General features: G+C 55.4%; 18 protein-coding genes. 12 read left to right on the top strand and 6 right to left on the bottom strand.

Features of this window, described 5'->3' with window-relative positions; translation table 11 throughout:
- From cheR to ACLHV8_RS12915, 7 genes are all read left to right on the top strand, one after another.
- Positions 1 to 867: a protein-glutamate O-methyltransferase CheR gene (cheR, locus tag ACLHV8_RS12945; protein WP_028018614.1), complete on the top strand. Its 867-nt coding sequence runs from the start codon at positions 1 to 3 to the stop codon at positions 865 to 867.
- Complete coding sequence (locus ACLHV8_RS12940) at positions 864 to 1,913, top strand: chemotaxis response regulator protein-glutamate methylesterase (RefSeq protein ID WP_028018615.1); 1,050 nt, start codon at positions 864 to 866, stop codon at positions 1,911 to 1,913. Before cheR ends, ACLHV8_RS12940 begins: the two co-directional genes overlap by 4 nt.
- A gap of 17 nt (positions 1,914 to 1,930) precedes the next feature.
- Positions 1,931 to 2,320 (top strand): chemotaxis response regulator CheY, encoded by a 390-nt coding sequence (cheY, locus tag ACLHV8_RS12935; RefSeq protein ID WP_000763862.1) that lies wholly within the window; start codon positions 1,931 to 1,933, stop codon positions 2,318 to 2,320.
- Between the two features lie 10 nt (positions 2,321 to 2,330).
- Positions 2,331 to 2,975: a protein phosphatase CheZ gene (gene cheZ / locus ACLHV8_RS12930; protein ID WP_008500432.1), complete on the top strand. Its 645-nt coding sequence runs from the start codon at positions 2,331 to 2,333 to the stop codon at positions 2,973 to 2,975.
- A gap of 148 nt (positions 2,976 to 3,123) precedes the next feature.
- Complete coding sequence (flhB, locus tag ACLHV8_RS12925) at positions 3,124 to 4,272, top strand: flagellar biosynthesis protein FlhB (RefSeq protein WP_028018616.1); 1,149 nt, start codon at positions 3,124 to 3,126, stop codon at positions 4,270 to 4,272.
- Complete coding sequence (gene flhA / locus ACLHV8_RS12920) at positions 4,265 to 6,343, top strand: flagellar biosynthesis protein FlhA (protein WP_028018617.1); 2,079 nt, start codon at positions 4,265 to 4,267, stop codon at positions 6,341 to 6,343. Before flhB ends, flhA begins: the two co-directional genes overlap by 8 nt.
- A complete protein-coding gene (locus tag ACLHV8_RS12915) occupies positions 6,343 to 6,735 on the top strand; it encodes a flagellar protein FlhE (RefSeq protein WP_049006633.1) in 393 nt (130 codons plus the stop codon). Before flhA ends, ACLHV8_RS12915 begins: the two co-directional genes overlap by 1 nt.
- A 42-nt stretch (positions 6,736 to 6,777) precedes the next feature.
- Here ACLHV8_RS12915 and argS read toward each other — a convergent pair whose 3' ends face one another.
- The gene (gene argS, locus ACLHV8_RS12910) at positions 6,778 to 8,511 is read right to left on the bottom strand and encodes an arginine--tRNA ligase (RefSeq protein ID WP_028018619.1); all 1,734 of its coding nucleotides are present in this window, start codon (positions 8,509 to 8,511) and stop codon (positions 6,778 to 6,780) included.
- 239 nt (positions 8,512 to 8,750) lie between these two features.
- On the opposite strand from argS, the gene ACLHV8_RS12905 reads away from it, so the two are divergent.
- Both ACLHV8_RS12905 and cutC read left to right on the top strand, forming a co-directional pair.
- Positions 8,751 to 9,311: a VOC family protein gene (locus ACLHV8_RS12905; RefSeq protein WP_208594404.1), complete on the top strand. Its 561-nt coding sequence runs from the start codon at positions 8,751 to 8,753 to the stop codon at positions 9,309 to 9,311.
- A 78-nt stretch (positions 9,312 to 9,389) separates the two neighbouring features.
- Complete coding sequence (cutC, locus tag ACLHV8_RS12900; protein ID WP_028018621.1) at positions 9,390 to 10,133, top strand: copper homeostasis protein CutC; 744 nt, start codon at positions 9,390 to 9,392, stop codon at positions 10,131 to 10,133.
- A gap of 139 nt (positions 10,134 to 10,272) precedes the next feature.
- Here the strand turns inward: cutC and cmoB are convergent, their stop codons facing one another.
- Genes cmoB through ACLHV8_RS12875 form a run of 5 tightly spaced genes read right to left on the bottom strand, consistent with a single transcriptional unit; the run spans position 10,273 to position 13,855 of the window.
- Complete coding sequence (cmoB, locus tag ACLHV8_RS12895) at positions 10,273 to 11,244, bottom strand: tRNA 5-methoxyuridine(34)/uridine 5-oxyacetic acid(34) synthase CmoB (protein WP_028018622.1); 972 nt, start codon at positions 11,242 to 11,244, stop codon at positions 10,273 to 10,275.
- Complete coding sequence (gene cmoA / locus ACLHV8_RS12890; protein ID WP_049006641.1) at positions 11,241 to 11,984, bottom strand: carboxy-S-adenosyl-L-methionine synthase CmoA; 744 nt, start codon at positions 11,982 to 11,984, stop codon at positions 11,241 to 11,243. Before cmoA ends, cmoB begins: the two co-directional genes overlap by 4 nt.
- Positions 11,985 to 12,025: 41 nt before the next feature.
- Positions 12,026 to 12,421: an MAPEG family protein gene (locus ACLHV8_RS12885; RefSeq protein WP_028018624.1), complete on the bottom strand. Its 396-nt coding sequence runs from the start codon at positions 12,419 to 12,421 to the stop codon at positions 12,026 to 12,028.
- 52 nt (positions 12,422 to 12,473) lie between these two features.
- On the bottom strand, positions 12,474 to 13,292 hold the full coding sequence (locus tag ACLHV8_RS12880; RefSeq protein ID WP_108089678.1) for a DUF72 domain-containing protein: 819 nt from the start codon (positions 13,290 to 13,292) through the stop codon (positions 12,474 to 12,476).
- Entirely contained in the window at positions 13,289 to 13,855 is a 567-nt protein-coding gene (locus ACLHV8_RS12875; protein ID WP_049008480.1) for a hydrolase, read from the bottom strand. The genes ACLHV8_RS12880 and ACLHV8_RS12875 overlap by 4 nt, the downstream gene beginning before the upstream one ends.
- Before the next feature lie 264 nt (positions 13,856 to 14,119).
- Here ACLHV8_RS12875 and aspS point away from each other — a divergent pair, with 264 nt between their 5' ends.
- Genes aspS through ACLHV8_RS12860 form a run of 3 tightly spaced genes read left to right on the top strand, consistent with a single transcriptional unit; the run spans position 14,120 to position 17,105 of the window.
- Positions 14,120 to 15,892 (top strand): aspartate--tRNA ligase, encoded by a 1,773-nt coding sequence (gene aspS / locus ACLHV8_RS12870; protein ID WP_410376921.1) that lies wholly within the window; start codon positions 14,120 to 14,122, stop codon positions 15,890 to 15,892.
- A gap of 1 nt (position 15,893) precedes the next feature.
- Positions 15,894 to 16,337 carry a dihydroneopterin triphosphate diphosphatase gene (gene nudB / locus ACLHV8_RS12865; protein ID WP_028018628.1) on the top strand — a complete coding sequence of 148 codons (444 nt, stop codon included), beginning with the start codon at positions 15,894 to 15,896 and terminating at the stop codon, positions 16,335 to 16,337.
- Positions 16,338 to 16,364: 27 nt separating this feature from the next.
- Positions 16,365 to 17,105 (top strand): YebC/PmpR family DNA-binding transcriptional regulator, encoded by a 741-nt coding sequence (locus ACLHV8_RS12860; protein ID WP_028018629.1) that lies wholly within the window; start codon positions 16,365 to 16,367, stop codon positions 17,103 to 17,105.
- Positions 17,106 to 17,123: the final 18 nt, after the last annotated feature.

Genomic DNA, 17,123 nt, shown 5'->3' with positions numbered 1-17,123 from the left:
ATGACATCACCAATGCCCTCCGGGCAAACGTCATTATTGTTGCAGATGACACAGCGCCTCGCGCTGTCCGACGCGCATTTCCGTCGGATATGTCAGTTAATCTACCAGCGTGCGGGGATCGTGCTTGCGGATCATAAGCGAGACATGGTTTACAACCGTCTGGTGCGGCGCTTGCGTACGCTGGGGCTGGATGACTTTGGTCGCTATCTGAGCATGCTCGAAGCGAACCAGAACAGCGCCGAGTGGCAGGCTTTTATTAACTCATTAACCACGAACCTGACGGCGTTTTTCCGTGAAGCGCACCACTTCCCGGTCCTGGCAGAGCACGCGCGTCGCCGCACCGGGGAGTATCGCGTCTGGAGCGCGGCAGCCTCGACGGGTGAAGAGCCGTACTCGCTGGCAATCACCCTTGCCGATACCCTGGGCATGGCACCCGGACGCTGGAAAGTCTACGCCAGCGATATCGACACCGAGGTACTGGAGAAGGCGCGTAACGGTGTTTATCGCCAGGATGAGTTGAAAACGCTGTCACCGCAACAGCTACAGCGTTATTTCATGCGTGGAACCGGTCCACATGAAGGCCTGGTACGCGTACGCCAGGAACTGGCGAACTGCGTCGAATTTGCGCCCGTTAACCTGCTGGATAAGCAGTACAACGTGCCGGGACCTTTTGACGCTATTTTTTGCCGTAACGTCATGATCTATTTTGATAAAACGACGCAACAGGACATTCTGCGTCGGTTTGTTCCGTTGCTCAAGCCTGACGGTTTACTGTTTGCCGGGCACTCGGAAAACTTCAGCAACCTCGTGCGTGAGTTTAGCCTGCGTGGGCAAACGGTATATGCGCTGAGTAAGGAAAAAGCATGAGTAAAATCAGGGTATTGTCTGTCGATGATTCGGCGCTGATGCGCCAGATAATGACTGAAATCATCAATAGCCACAGCGACATGGAGATGGTGGCAACAGCGCCGGATCCGCTGGTAGCGCGGGATTTAATTAAAAAATATAACCCCGATGTGCTAACGCTGGATGTCGAGATGCCGCGCATGGATGGCATAGATTTTCTGGAAAAATTAATGCGACTGCGCCCGATGCCGGTGGTGATGGTCTCCTCCCTGACGGGAAAAGGATCGGAAATCACGCTGCGCGCGCTGGAGTTAGGGGCGGTGGATTTTGTCACCAAACCGCAGCTCGGCATTCGTGAAGGAATGCTGGCCTACAGCGAGATGATCGCAGAGAAGATCCGTACCGCATCGCGAGCGAAACTCGCCGCTCACAAACCGATGGTTGCACCGGCAACGTTGAAGGCGGGTCCATTGCTCAGCTCGGAAAAACTGCTGGTGATTGGGGCGTCAACCGGGGGAACAGAGGCAATTCGTCATGTACTCCAGCCATTGCCGCTTTCAAGTCCGGGTATTCTGATCACTCAGCATATGCCGCCTGGCTTTACCCGCTCGTTCGCTGAACGTCTGAACAAGCTGTGTCAGATCAGCGTGAAAGAGGCGGAAGACGGCGAACGCGTGCTCCCGGGGCATGCGTATATTGCGCCGGGTGACAAACATATGGAGCTGGCGCGCAGCGGCGCTAACTATCAAATCAAAATTCATGACGGGCCGCCGGTCAACCGGCACCGTCCGTCGGTGGATGTGCTGTTTCATTCGGTGGCGAAACATGCGGGGCGCAACGCCGTTGGGGTGATCCTGACGGGGATGGGCAACGATGGTGCCGCCGGAATGCTTGCAATGCACCAGGCTGGCGCCTGGACGATTGCGCAGAATGAAGCAAGTTGTGTGGTGTTCGGCATGCCGCGCGAGGCCATCAATATGGGTGGCGTGAGCGAAGTGGTCGATCTTAGCCAGGTAAGCCAGCAGATGTTGGCGAAAATCAGTGCCGGACAGGCAATACGTATTTGACTCAGGAGTAGAATTAGATGGCGGATAAAGAGCTTAAGTTTTTGGTTGTGGATGACTTTTCCACCATGCGTCGCATTGTACGCAACCTGCTGAAGGAGCTGGGCTTCAACAACGTTGAAGAAGCAGAAGATGGTGTTGATGCGCTGAACAAACTGCAGGCGGGTGGGTTTGGTTTTGTTATCTCCGACTGGAACATGCCAAACATGGATGGTCTGGAACTGCTGAAAACCATTCGTGCAGATGCGGGCATGGCGTCTCTGCCGGTTCTGATGGTCACCGCAGAAGCGAAAAAAGAGAACATCATTGCCGCTGCACAGGCGGGCGCAAGCGGCTACGTGGTGAAGCCATTCACTGCTGCGACCCTGGAAGAGAAGCTCGGCAAGATCTTCGAGAAACTCGGCATGTGAGGTGTTGGTTATGATGCAACCTGCTATGAAACCCGTTGAAGAACACTCGCCGAGCGATATCATCGTACGCATCGGCAGCCTGACGCGCATGCTGCGTGACAGCCTGCGTGAACTGGGGCTGGATCAGGCGATTGCCGAAGCGGCGGAAGCCATTCCTGATGCGCGTGATCGCCTGGACTATGTCGTGCAGATGACTGCTCAGGCGGCTGAACGTGCGCTGAACAGCGTTGAAGCGTCACAACCGCACCAGGACGCGATGGAAAAGGGCGCGAAAGCGCTGACAAAACGCTGGGATGAGTGGTTTGAGAATCCGATCGAACTGGCGGACGCCCGTGAACTGGTTACCGATACCCGTCAGTTCCTGGGGGATGTTCCTGGCCATACCAGCTTCACCAACGCACAACTGCTGGACATCATGATGGCGCAGGATTTCCAGGACCTGACCGGTCAGGTTATCAAGCGCATGATGGATGTTATCCAGGAGATTGAACGTCAGTTGCTGATGGTGCTGCTGGAGAATATTCCAGAGCCTGCAGCCCGCCCAAAACGCGAGAACGAAAGCCTGCTCAATGGTCCACAGCTCGACGCCAGCAAAGCGGGCGTGGTAGCAAGCCAGGACCAGGTGGACGATCTGCTCGACAGCCTCGGCTTCTGATTGTCCATTCCGCCTCAGAGGGTTAACACCGTCTGAGGCGGTTTACGACAAAATCACTGAAAAGAGCCCGAATAAACGGGCTTTTCCCGCCATTGGATTTTCGCTGCACTGGCATGATACCCGTGACTTAATAGGTTGGGCATGCACTGTGGCAGAAGAGAACGACGACAAAACGGAAGCCCCCACACCCCACCGACTAGAAAAGGCGCGTGAGGAAGGGCAGATCCCCCGATCCCGAGAACTGACTTCCCTGCTGATCCTTATCGTAGGGGTGTGCATTATCTGGTGGGGTGGGGAGTCGCTCGCCCGCAAACTGGCGGGAATGTTGTCTACTGGCTTACGTTTTGACCACAGCATGGTCAATGACCCGAATCTGATCCTCAGCCAGATTATCCAGCTAATAAAAGGGGCGATGGTTGCACTGCTGCCGCTGATTACAGGGGTTGTGCTGGTCGCGCTGGTTTCGCCGGTGATGCTGGGTGGTCTGGTCTTTAGTGCCAAATCGCTGCAGCCGAAATTTTCCAAACTGAACCCGCTGCCGGGCATTGCGAAAATGTTCTCTGCGCAGACCGGGGCGGAGTTGCTCAAAGCCATTCTCAAATCGGTACTGATGGGGAGTTCAGCGGGGTTTTACCTCTGGTACCACTGGCCGGAAATGATGCGTCTTATCAGTGAATCCCCCCTCACCGCAATGAGCAATGCGCTGAACCTGGTCGGACTCTGCGCGCTGCTGGTGGTGCTCAGCATTATTCCGATGGTGGGTTTTGACGTGATCTTCCAGCTTTATACCCACTTCAAGAAACTGCGCATGTCACGCCAGGATATCCGTGACGAATACAAACAGATGGAAGGTGACCCGCACGTCAAAGGGCGTATCCGCCAGATGCAGCGCGCCGCTGCCCGTCGACGCATGATGGAAGACGTGCCAAAAGCTGACGTGATCGTCACCAACCCGACACACTATTCCGTTGCGCTGCGCTATGACGAAAACAAAATGAGCGCGCCGAAAGTGGTGGCGAAAGGGGCGGGTCTGATAGCACTTCGCATTCGTGAGATTGGTACTGAACACCGTGTACCTATCCTGGAAGCCCCTCCGCTGGCGCGTGCCTTATACCGCCATGCGGAAATTGGACAACAGATCCCCGGACAACTCTACGCCGCCGTGGCGGAAGTGTTGGCCTGGGTATGGCAGTTGAAGCGCTGGCGTCTGGCTGGCGGACAACGACCTGTGAAACCTGAGAACCTTCCGGTGCCTGAAGCGCTGGATTTTTTGAACGAGAAGGACACTGATGGCTAATCTGGTGGCAATGTTGCGCCTGCCCGGCAACCTGAAATCGACCCAATGGCAGATCCTTGCCGGGCCGATTCTCATCCTGCTAATTCTGTCGATGATGGTACTGCCGCTCCCGGCATTCATCCTCGATTTGCTTTTCACATTCAACATTGCGTTGTCCATCATGGTGCTGCTGGTGGCGATGTTCACCCAGCGTACCCTTGAGTTCGCGGCGTTCCCGACCATTCTGCTGTTTACCACCTTGCTGCGACTGGCGCTGAACGTGGCCTCCACGCGTATCATTCTGATGGAAGGTCATACGGGTGCGGCTGCGGCGGGTAAAGTGGTTGAGGCCTTCGGCCACTTCCTGGTAGGCGGTAATTTCGCCATCGGTATCGTGGTGTTTGTGATCCTCGTAATCATCAACTTTATGGTTATCACCAAGGGTGCAGGGCGTATCGCCGAAGTGGGCGCGCGCTTTGTGCTGGACGGGATGCCAGGCAAGCAGATGGCGATTGATGCCGACCTGAACGCCGGTCTTATCGCGGAAGATGAAGCGAAAAAACGCCGTGCGGAAGTGACGCAGGAAGCGGACTTCTACGGCTCCATGGACGGTGCGAGTAAGTTTGTGCGCGGTGACGCCATCGCGGGCATTCTGATCATGGTGATCAACGTGGTGGGTGGCCTGCTGGTCGGTGTTCTGCAACATGGCATGGACATGGGCCACGCGGCAGAGAGTTATACGCTGCTGACCATCGGTGACGGTCTGGTCGCGCAGATCCCGGCGCTGGTTATCTCCACGGCGGCGGGTGTGATTGTGACCCGCGTGAGTACCGATCAGGACGTTGGCGAGCAGATGGTCGGCCAGCTCTTCAGTAACCCGCGCGTCATGCTATTGGCCGCTGCGGTACTGGGGTTACTCGGTCTGGTCCCAGGTATGCCAAACCTCGTGTTCCTGCTGTTCACTGCGGCACTGCTGGGTCTTGCCTGGTGGATGCGAGGGCGTGAAACCCAACCGGCAGCCGAGCCTGTTGCGGTTAAAATGCCGGAGAACACCCAGGCTGTCGAAGCGACCTGGAATGACGTTCAGCTGGAAGATTCGCTGGGTATGGAAGTTGGGTATCGCCTGATCCCGATGGTCGATTTCCAGCAGGATGGCGAACTGCTTGGCCGCATCCGCAGTATCCGTAAAAAATTCGCCCAGGACATGGGCTTCCTGCCGCCGGTGGTACACATCCGCGACAATATGGACCTGCCGCCCGCGCGCTATCGCATCCTGATGAAAGGCGTTGAAATCGGCAGCGGCGATGCCTATCCGGGACGCTGGCTGGCGATTAACCCCGGCACCGCCGCAGGCACATTGCCAGGCGAGCAAACCATCGATCCGGCTTTTGGTCTGGCCGCGATCTGGATTGAAAGTGCGCTGAAAGAGCAGGCGCAAATTCAGGGGTATACGGTAGTCGAAGCCAGTACCGTGGTGGCAACCCATCTTAATCACCTGATTGGCCAATTCTCGGCAGAGCTGTTTGGACGTCAGGAAGCGCAGCAGCTCCTTGACCGCGTCACGCAGGAGATGCCGAAGCTGACGGAAGATCTGGTGCCGGGCGTGCTGACGTTGACTACCCTGCACAAAGTGTTGCAAAACCTGCTCGACGAGAAAGTACCGATCCGCGATATGCGTACCATTCTGGAAACCCTTGCCGAACATGCGCCGTTACAAAACGATCCGCATGAGCTTACCGCGGTGGTGCGCGTGGCGCTGGGGCGAGCGATTACCCAGCAGTGGTTCCCTGGAACCGGAGAAGTGCAGGTTATTGGTCTCGATACGCCGCTTGAACGTCTGCTGCTGCAGGCCTTGCAGGGTGGCGGCGGGCTGGAACCGGGTCTGGCGGACCGCCTGCTGGCGCAAACGCAGGAGGCGCTGGCGCGTCAGGAGATGCTGGGAGCACCGCCGGTGCTGCTGGTTAACCATGCGCTGCGTCCGCTGCTGTCGCGCTTCCTGCGTCGTAGCCTGAACCAACTGGTCGTGCTGTCAAATATGGAGCTGTCGGATAACCGTCATATCCGCATGACCGCGACGATTGGAGGAAAATAATGCGTAAGTGGTTATGGATCTTATTCTTCCCGCTGGTGGCGCAGGCTGCCGGGGAAGGGACCTGGCAGGCGAGCAGCATGGGCGTGACCCTCAGCAATCGCGGGGTTGCCATGTCATCAAACCCGTTATCGCCCTCTGAGCCGGTTTCCGGCCAGATGGGGCTTGTGGTGTGGAACTACAGGCTGATTGGCCCAACGCCAGCAGGGTTGCGGGTACGTCTCTGCTCTCAGACTCGCTGCACGGAAATTGACGGAGAGAACGGCACCACACAGGCATTTAATGGCGTGCCGGCCATCGAACCTTTGCGTTTTATCTGGGAAGTACCGGGTGGAGGGCGTTTGATTCCGGCGCTGAAAGTTCAGAGTAACGCTGTCATCGTTAACTATCGTTAACGGTGTGAAAAAAGAAACCCGGCGCTTGCCGGGTTTTTTGTATTACATGCGTTCTACGGTTTCGATACCCAGGGTATCCAGACCCAGCTTCAGGGTCTTCGCCGTGAGCTGCGCCAGCTTCAGGCGGCTGTTACGTACCGCGTCGCTTTCCGCAGACAGGATAGGGCAGTGCTCGTAGAAGCCGGAGAACAGGCCTGCCAAATCGTACAGGTAAGCACACATCACGTGCGGTGTTCCGTCTCGCGCCACAACCGTCAGTGTCTCTTCAAACTGCAGCAGACGCGCTGCCAGCTGCGCTTCGCGATCTTCAGTGATGGTCACGGCAGCATTCGCCAGTACGCTTTCGTCGATATTGGCTTTACGGAATACAGAGAGCACACGGGTGTAGGCATACTGCATGTACGGCGCGGTGTTGCCTTCAAACGCCAGCATGTTATCCCAGTCGAAGATATAGTCGGTGGTCCGGTTCTTGGAAAGATCCGCGTATTTAACCGCACCGATACCCACGGCATTCGCCAGTTTTTCCAGCTCATCGGCAGGCATATCCGGGTTCTTCTCCGCCACCAGGCGACGGGCGCGTTCCAGCGCTTCGTCCAGCAGGTCGGACAGCTTCACGGTACCGCCCGCACGGGTTTTGAACGGCTTGCCGTCTTTACCGAGCATCATGCCGAACATATGGTGTTCCAGCGGAACGCAATCCGGCACGTAACCGGCTTTACGCACGATGGTCCACGCCTGCATCAGGTGCTGGTGCTGACGGGAGTCGATGTAGTACAGCACGCGGTCGGCATGCAGCGTTTCGTAACGGTATTTTGCACAGGCGATATCGGTAGTGGTGTAGAGATAGCCGCCATCCTTTTTCTGGATGATCACGCCCATCGGTTCACCTTCCTTGTTTTTATACTCATCAAGGAACACGACCGTTGCGCCTTCGCTCTCAACTGCCAGATTTTTGGCCTTCAGGTCAGCCACAATGCCGGGCAGCATTGGGTTATAGAGGCTTTCACCCATTACGTCATCACGGGTTAGGGTGACGTTCAGACGGTTATAGGTGAGTTGGTTCTGAGACATCGTAATGTCAACCAGCTTGCGCCACATCTCGAGGAAGTACTGGTCGCCGCCCTGCAGTTTTACTACGTAGCTGCGCGCGCGCTCGGCAAAAGCTTCGTCTTCGTCGTAGTGTTTTTTGGCTTCGCGGTAGAACCCTTCGAGATCGGCCAGCGCCATTTCACCCGCGTTTTCCTGCTGCTGTTTTTCCAGGTAAGCAATCAGCATACCGAACTGAGTACCCCAATCGCCCACGTGGTTCGCGCGGATCACCTTGTGACCGAGGAATTCGAGGGTACGCACGGCAGCATCACCAATGATGGTGGAGCGCAGGTGACCCACGTGCATCTCTTTCGCCACGTTCGGGGCAGAGTAGTCGATCACAACGGTCTGCGCTTCCGGCTGGGAGACACCCAGGCGGTCAGATTTCAGCGCCGCGTCAACGTGGCTTGCCAGGAAAGCAGGTTCCAGGAAGATGTTGATAAAGCCCGGACCGGCGATTTCGGTTTTGCTGGCGATACCGGTGAGATCCAGATGCGTCAGTACCTGCTCAGCGAGTTGTCGCGGCGGCATGCCCAGTTTTTTAGCCACTGCCATCACGCCATTAGCCTGATAGTCGCCAAACTGTACTTTTGCTGACTGACGAACCTGCGGTTCGCAATCCGCAGGTGCACCTGCGGCAATCAGTGCCTGACTGACTTTTTCGGAGAGAAGAGCCTGAATATTCACCTGGATACCTTACTTTTTTGATGCGGGCTCACAACCACCCGCGCCAGTTATAGAATTTAGGGCGGGAGTATACTGCAAATGCCCTCTGGCGTCAGCATTGCGCGGGCCGAAGATTGTTCAGAATCCAGGCTAAGAAGGCGTGCATAATCATGCAGTCATAAAAAGCCGTATTCTGCGGTTGGTCAAAACTGGGCAACAGAGTAAATTAGCGGCTTTGCGACATGAAAAGAGACTGACTTATGGCGAACTGGCATTCCATTGACGAACTGCATGATATTTCCGCAGATTTACCGCGCTTCACCCAGGCGTTCACAGAACTTGCCACCCGCCTTGGTCTGGATATCGCACCGCTTGAAGCGGATCACATCTCTTTGCGCTGTCATCAAAATGCGACCGCCGAGCGCTGGCGTCGAGGTTTTGAACAGTGCGGTGAGCTGCTCTCTGAGAACATTATTAACGGTCGCCCAATATGCCTGTTTAAACTGCATGAACCCGTGAAGGTAGCGCACTGGCAATTCACTGTGATTGAACTGCCGTGGCCGGGGGAAAAACGTTATCCGCACGAAGGCTGGGAGCATATCGAAATTGTTCTGCCGGGTGAGCCAGAAACACTGAACGCGCGCGCACTGGCCTTGTTATCTGATGAAGGCTTAAGCAAACCGGGGATTTGTGTCAAAACGAGTTCACCCAAAGGCGAACGCGAGCGTTTACCTAACCCGACGCTGGCCGTCACGGACGGACAGGTCACCGTGAAGTTTCACCCGTGGACCATTGAGCAGATTGTTGCCAGTGAAGCGTGAGAGTTGTGAGTCAACGCCGGGACTAAAAACGGGCGGCGTGTCATGATGATTTGTTTAGTGGGCTTTCAGGAGGATTAAATGGCACTGCTGGAGATTTGTTGTTACAGCGTGGAGTGTGCCGTGACTGCGCAAAAACACGGTGCTGATCGCATCGAACTGTGCGCGGCACCCAAAGAGGGTGGGCTGACGCCATCCTACGGCATGTTGAAGTCTGCCCGTCAGGCCGTCACCATTCCCGTTCACCCGATTATTCGTCCTCGCGGCGGTGATTTTTGTTACACGTCGGGCGAGTTCAGTGCCATGCTTGAAGATATCACTCTGGTTCGTGAACTGGGATTTCCCGGGCTGGTTATCGGGTTGCTTGATGAAGACGGTCAGGTCGATATGCCACGTATGCGCCAGGTCATGGATGCCGCGAAAGGGATGGCAGTGACTTTCCATCGCGCATTTGATATGTGCAAAGACCCCCTGCAAGCATTTGATTCGCTTACCGAACTGGGCGTGGCACGCATTCTGACATCGGGGCAGCAGTCCTCTGCGGAAAAAGGTCTGCAATTAATTACGGAACTAAAAGCCCATTCTGGTGTTCCAATAATAATGGCGGGTGCGGGTGTCCGTGCCAGCAATCTGGAACGGTTTTTAAACGCCGGGGTAGAGGAGCTTCACAGCTCGGCAGGCAAGTGGATGCCGTCTCCCATGCGTTATCGCAATACAGGGTTGTCAATGTCGACAGATGCTGAAGCGGATGAGTATTCACGCTACGGTGTAGAGGGAGAGTCGGTTGCGGAAATGAAGTCGCTGATTGAGCGTCATCACGTGTAGCAACGTACCGATTTTTACCGCGCATCATGTCGCCCAATATGATGCTTGCTTGTACCAGGCCCCTGCAATTTCAACAGGGGCCTTTTTTTATCCTTCATATTTCAAGCCGCAGCTGCGTTGGCCACCAACGGCTAAAAGGCTACGGCTTCGTGGCAATCAACACCGCACGCATCGGCGCAGGATAGCCTTCAACGGTTTTGCTGTGATCGGCCGGGTCAAGGAATTGCTCCAGCGATTCGGTAATCATCCAGTCGGTGCGGCGCTGTTCTTCGATTGACGTCACGCAGACATCTGCAATGCGTACATCCACAAACCCGCACTTCTCAAGCCAGTTTTTTAGTGCCAGCGCGGAAGGGATGAAGTAGACATTTCGCATTTGCGCGTAACGGTCACCCGGCACCAGAACCGCATTCTCATCACCTTCGATAACCAGCGTTTCCAGCACCAGTTCGCCACCGCTGACCAGCTGATCTTTAAGCTGCCATAGATGCTCCAGCGGGGAACGGCGGTGGTACAGCACACCCATGGAAAACACGGTATCAAAGGCTTTCAGGGCTGGCAGTTGCTCAATGCCCAACGGCAGCAGGTGTGCGCGCTGGTCGTTACCCAGCAATTTACGCACTGCCTCAAACTGGCACAGGAACAGCTGCATCGGATCAATGCCCACTGCCAGATGCGCACCTGCGCCAATCATGCGCCACATGTGGTAACCACTGCCGCAGCCGACATCCAGAATGGTACGTCCGGTCAGATCGGACAGATGCGGCAAAACGCGATCCCATTTCCAGTCTGAGCGCCATTCGGTATTGATGTTCACACCGTAAAGTGAAAACGGTCCTTTGCGCCAGGGCATCAGGTTTCGCATCAACGTTTCGATGCGGTTAGTCTGCCCGGCGGAAAGAGGCTCTGCGCTTTCTGCGGTCACGCTATGCAGCAGATCCAGACGGTGAGGTGTCAGTTCAGGAAGAAACTCCACTGCATTTGACCACTGCTTTAACAGGCCGTGCTGCTGATCGCGCTGCCAGGTAGCAATCTGCGCCGGCAGGGTTTCCAGCCAATGGGAAAGGTGGTTTTTCGCAATCAGCTGATAGAAGTTGCCGAACTCAATCATGCAGGAACCCCCGCTTTCAGTGCCACCAGGGAGCCAAAGTTGAAACACTGGAACCACAGTTCGCTATGCTCAAATCCTGCCTGACGCAGACGCGCTTTATGGGTCTCCACGGAGTCCGTGAGCATCACGTTTTCGAGCATGCTACGCTTCTGACTGATCTCCAGCTCGCTGTAACCGTTCGCACGCTTGAAATCGTGGTGCATATTGAACAGCAGTTCGCCAACCTCGGCGTCTTCAAAGCTGAATTTTTCGGAAAGGACCAGCGCACCGCCAGGGTTCAGCCCTTGATAAATTTTGTCCAGCAGTCGCTGACGGTCTTCAGGCACCAGGAACTGCAGGGTAAAATTCAGCACCACCATCGACGCGTTATTGATCTCAATCTCACGGATATCACCTTCTACGACGTCCACCGGGGTAGGGGCTTTGTAAGCATCAATATGGCGACGGCAGCGTTCAACCATTGCCGGGGAATTATCCACGGCAATGATCCGGCAGCCTTCGTGGTGAACGTTACGACGTACCGACAGCGTTGCCGCGCCAAGCGAACAGCCCAGGTCATAGACCTTTGTGCCGGGTTGAACGAATCGCTCAGCCAGCATGCCGATCATCGAGACAATATTGGAATAACCGGGAACAGAGCGCTGGATCATATCCGGGAAGACTTCGGCTACCCGTTCATCGAAGGTCCAGTCGCCCAGGCTGGCGATAGGCGCGGAAAAAAGCGTGTCGCGATCTGACATAACGTAAAAAATCCGGGAAAAATAAAGTGGCGTATTGTGCGCTAATGGAAGGAGAAAACCAACTCCCACGGCATATACCAAAGGTTAGCCAGCACCATCAGCAAAAGTGAACACCACGTCGCACTCATGCCGGAACGACGCCAGCGAAACAGGCGGTGGTGAAAACCGTAATAATGCATTAGTCGGCCGGCAAGCAGAAGCAGGCCACAGATGTGCACCATCCAGGTTTCTGCGCCATTCATCTCCATAAACAGCAGCAAAATTAACGCCACCGGGATGTATTCGACCGCATTGCCGTGAACGCGGATAGCGCTTTGTAGCTCGGAAAATCCGCCGTCACCGTAAGAGACGCGGTACTGCATTCTGAGGCGCACAACATCAAATGAAAACTTAATCAGTAGCAATGCACCTAATACCGCATACAGCGCGCTGACCATACAAACTCCCTGTTTTTTGGCAGATGGCACTTTACTATGATAGGGGGTGATATCAGAAAAGAGAAGATTGTTGTGGGATGACGGGGGCGCTGCCCACGGACGGTACCGCAGCCTGCAAGGCCTGCCAGAGAGCATCGACCAGTTCAGGTGCCTGCGCGATATCCGGGGTGTGCAGGAAGAGATATGGCGTGGTGGTCTGTTCCCACGTCGCTAATTTTTGCAGCCAGACGGCGAACATCTCCTGATTTTGCTGCATGTTATCGCTGCCTATAAACCTGACCATAGGGTGATGAGCCGTCACGATGGCATGAACAGGCACTTTGGGCTTTTTGCGTTGCGCATCAATGATGGCTTCGCTATGCGGAATGGCGCTATGCACCGGACGGCTGTCGAGGATCACACGGTTGACTGAGCGCTCAAGCAGACCGCGATTGAGCGCTTTCTCTTCTTCACCTTTGGCAAAAAATGCAGGATGCCTGACTTCAACCCCATAGGTAAATTCCCGGGGAAGTGTATCCAGAAACTGCCAAAGCGCGGGCAGATCGCGTGGGCCAAAGACGGCGGGAAGCTGCAGCCAGTACTGACCTATGCGGTTTGCCAGCGGCGACATTCTGTTCAAGAACTCGACGGTCAAATCATCGCAGTGACGCAGGGCCGCGTTATGGGAGATGGTTGCCGGAAACTTAAAGCAGAAGCGGAAATCATCGGTTGTTTGTTCGCGCCAGCGTTCAACAATCTCTGCTTTGGGTAGTGCATACAGCGTGGTGTTACCCTCGACGCAATTGAAGTGTCGGGCATATTCCTCAAGGCTGGTGATGCCAAGGCGCACCCATTTCGGGTGCGACCATTGGGGCAGGCCCACATACATCATAACGCGTTTAAGATCTCGTCAGTGCTGCGCACACGACTGATGCGCGGGAAGATGTGAGTCATACTGCCCTGGTGCTGTTCCGCAGAGGCCGCGCTGCAGGCATCTTCTGCAATCACAAGGTTAAAGCCCAGTTCCCACGCGTTGCGGGCGGTAGATTCCACGCCGATGTTGGTGGAAATGCCACAAAGAATGATGGTGTCGATTCCGCGACGGCGCAGCTGCAGCTCCAGATCGGTACCGTAAAATGCACCCCACTGGCGTTTAGTCACTTCGATATCACTGTCACGCTTGCCGAGTGAGACCGGATACGTCCACCAGTTTTCCGGTAGCGAATGCGCCGCAATCTGCGCATCGACGGGCTGTTTTAAGGCTTCGGCAAAATCGGCGGACCAGCCGACGCGCACCATGACAACAGGCGCTCCGCTTGTGCGGCATTTTTCCGCCAGGCGAGCGGCGCGGCTGACCACATCATTTGCGGTGTGTGGGCCTCCGGCAAAAGGCAGGATCCCTTCCTGTAAATCAATGACGACAAGCGCGGTTTTGCTGGTATCGAGTGTTAACATAGTCACTCCAGTTAAATTAATCACTTCCGCTACACCATACGACGTGATGGCCTGTTACCGGTCGGATAATTTTGTTAATTTTTGTGAGAATGCGCAATAAGAGTGCAGCAAACGACCGTCAGGCCGAGGTTCGCTCTTATCGTCCGGCGGAATTTCCAGTATAATAGCCGCCTTTTTTCATCCAGTTGTGACATACAGAAAGCTGCGACATAGTAGCCTGCATACCAGGCGACATTTAGCCTGCGGCTAATTAAGGGATATCTCATGCGTACAGAATATTGCGGGCAGCTGCGTCAGTCCCACGTTGGACAGCAGGTAACCCTGTGTGGTTGGGTCAACCGCCGTCGTGATCTTGGTAGCCTTATCTTCATTGATATGCGTGACCGCGAAGGTATCGTTCAGGTGTTCTTCGATCCGGATCGCGCAGATGCGTTGAAACTGGCTTCTGAGCTGCGTAATGAGTTCTGCATTCAGGTCACCGGCACCGTTCGTGCGCGTGACGAGAAAAACGTCAACGCAGACATGGCGACCGGCGCAATTGAAGTGCTGGCGTCCGATCTGGTGATTATCAACCGTGCTGAAGCGCTGCCGCTGGACTCTAACCACGTCAACACTGAAGAAGCACGTCTGAAGTACCGCTATCTGGATCTGCGTCGCCCGGAAATGGCTCAGCGCCTGAAAACCCGCGCGAAAATCACCAGTCTGGTGCGTCGCTTTATGGATGACCACGGTTTCCTGGATATCGAAACCCCGATGCTGACCAAAGCCACGCCGGAAGGCGCGCGCGATTACCTGGTCCCATCCCGCGTGCATAAAGGTAAATTCTACGCGCTGCCACAGTCTCCACAGCTGTTCAAACAGTTGCTGATGATGTCTGGTTTCGATCGCTACTATCAGATCGTAAAATGCTTCCGTGACGAAGACCTGCGTGCTGATCGCCAGCCAGAATTTACCCAGATTGATGTGGAAACCTCCTTCATGACCGCCGAGCAGGTGCGTGAAGTGATGGAAGCTCTGGTGCGTAGCCTGTGGAACGACGTGAAAGGCGTTGAGCTGGGCGATTTCCCAATCATGACCTTCGCTGAAGCTGAGCGTCGCTACGGTTCTGACAAACCAGATCTGCGTAACTCGATGGAGCTGGTGGACGTTGCTGATCTGGTTAAATCCGTTGAGTTTGCGGTATTTGCTGGCCCGGCTAACGATGCCAAAGGTCGCGTAGCTGCGCTGCGTGTACCTGGCGGTGCGGCACTGAGCCGTAAGCAGATTGACGACTACGGTAACTTCATCAAGATCTACGGCGCGAAAGGTCTGGCCTATATTAAAGTCACCGAGCGTGCAAAAGGTCTGGAAGGTATTACCAGCCCGGTCGCGAAATTCCTGAACGCGGACATCGTGGAAGCGATCCTTGAGCGCACTGGCGCGCAGGACGGCGACATGATCTTCTTCGGCGCGGACAACAAGAAAGTGGTTGCCGATGCGATGGGCGCCCTGCGTCTGAAACTCGGTAAAGACCTGAACCTGACCGACGAGAACAAATGGGCGCCGCTGTGGGTTATCGACTTCCCAATGTTTGAAGACGACGGTGAAGATGGTCTGACCGCAATGCACCATCCATTCACCTCGCCGAAAGACATGACTGCCGCAGAGTTGAAAGCCGCACCGGAAGACGCGGTGGCGAACGCCTACGATATGGTCATCAACGGCTACGAAGTGGGCGGTGGTTCCGTGCGTATTCACAGCGGTGACATGCAGCAGACCGTGTTCGGCATTCTGGGCATCAATGAGCAGGAGCAGCGCGAGAAATTCGGCTTCCTGCTGGACGCCCTGAAATACGGTACGCCTCCGCACGCGGGTCTGGCCTTCGGTCTTGACCGTCTGACCATGCTGCTGACCGGTACCGATAACATTCGTGATGTTATTGCCTTCCCGAAAACCACTGCCGCGGCGTGTCTGATGACCGAAGCACCAAGTTTTGCTAACCCGGCCTCTCTGGCCGAGCTGGGCATTGAAGTGGTGAAGAAGGAAGAGAAAAACTGATATGACATATAAGCTGCCCGTTTCGGTCCTGGTGGTCATCTATGCAGAAGACACGAAGCGGGTGCTGATGTTGCAGCGGCGCGATGACCCTGATTTCTGGCAGTCGGTAACCGGCAGTCTGGAAGAGGGGGAGACCGCGCTGCAGGCCGCCGCGCGTGAAGTAAAGGAAGAGGTCACCATTGATGTTGCCCGCGAGCAACTGACCCTGAAGGACTGTCAGCGCACGGTGGAGTTTGAAATTTTTAGCCATTTACGTCATCGCTATGCGCCGGGTACCGAGCGGAATACGGAATCGTGGTTCTGTCTTGCACTCCCCCACGAACGTGAGGTTGTGTTTACCGAACACCTGACCTACCGCTGGGTCAGTGCGGCGGATGCCGCCGCTCTGACCAAGTCGTGGAGCAACCGGCAGGCGATTGAAGAATTTGTAATTAACGCAGCCTGAGAAGGCGCGATTTTTGGAGAACTTTTTATGGCAGGTCATAGTAAGTGGGCCAACACCAAACACCGTAAAGCGGCACAGGATGCCAAACGCGGTAAAATCTTTACCAAAATCATTCGTGAGCTGGTAACAGCGGCACGTCTGGGCGGCGGCGATCCGGCTTCTAACCCGCGCTTGCGCGCGGCGGTTGATAAAGCGCTGTCTAATAACATGACGCGTGACACCCTGAACCGTGCAATCGCACGTGGCGTGGGCGGTGATGAAGACGCGAACATGGAAACCATCATTTATGAAGGTTACGGCCCTGGCGGTACTGCGGTCATGGTTGAGTGTCTGTCCGACAACCGTAACCGTACCGTAGCCGAAGTGCGTCACGCGTTTACCAAAACCGGTGGTAACCTGGGAACTGACGGTTCCGTTTCTTATCTGTTCAGCAAGAAAGGCGTGATCTCCTTCGAGAAAGGCGACGAAGATGTGATCATGGAAGCGGCACTGGAAGCCGGTGCAGAAGACGTTGTGACCTTCGATGATGGCGCAATCGACGTCTACACCGCGTGGGAAGAGATGGGTGCGGTACGTGACGCGCTGGAAGCGGCGGGTCTGAAAGCAGACAACGCTGAAGTGTCTATGATCCCATCAACAAAAGCGGACATGGATGCGGAAACTGCACCGAAACTTCTGCGCCTGATCGATATGCTCGAAGACTGCGACGACGTGCAGGAAGTGTATCACAACGGTGAAATCTCTGATGAGGTTGCAGCGACTCTCTGATGAGAGCGTGTAAACCGT

This window comes from Enterobacter sp. CPE_E863, from assembly GCF_046521465.1.
GTDB classification, from domain to species: domain Bacteria; phylum Pseudomonadota; class Gammaproteobacteria; order Enterobacterales; family Enterobacteriaceae; genus Enterobacter; species Enterobacter adelaidei.
This window is presented reverse-complemented; position numbering and strand designations above follow the sequence as displayed.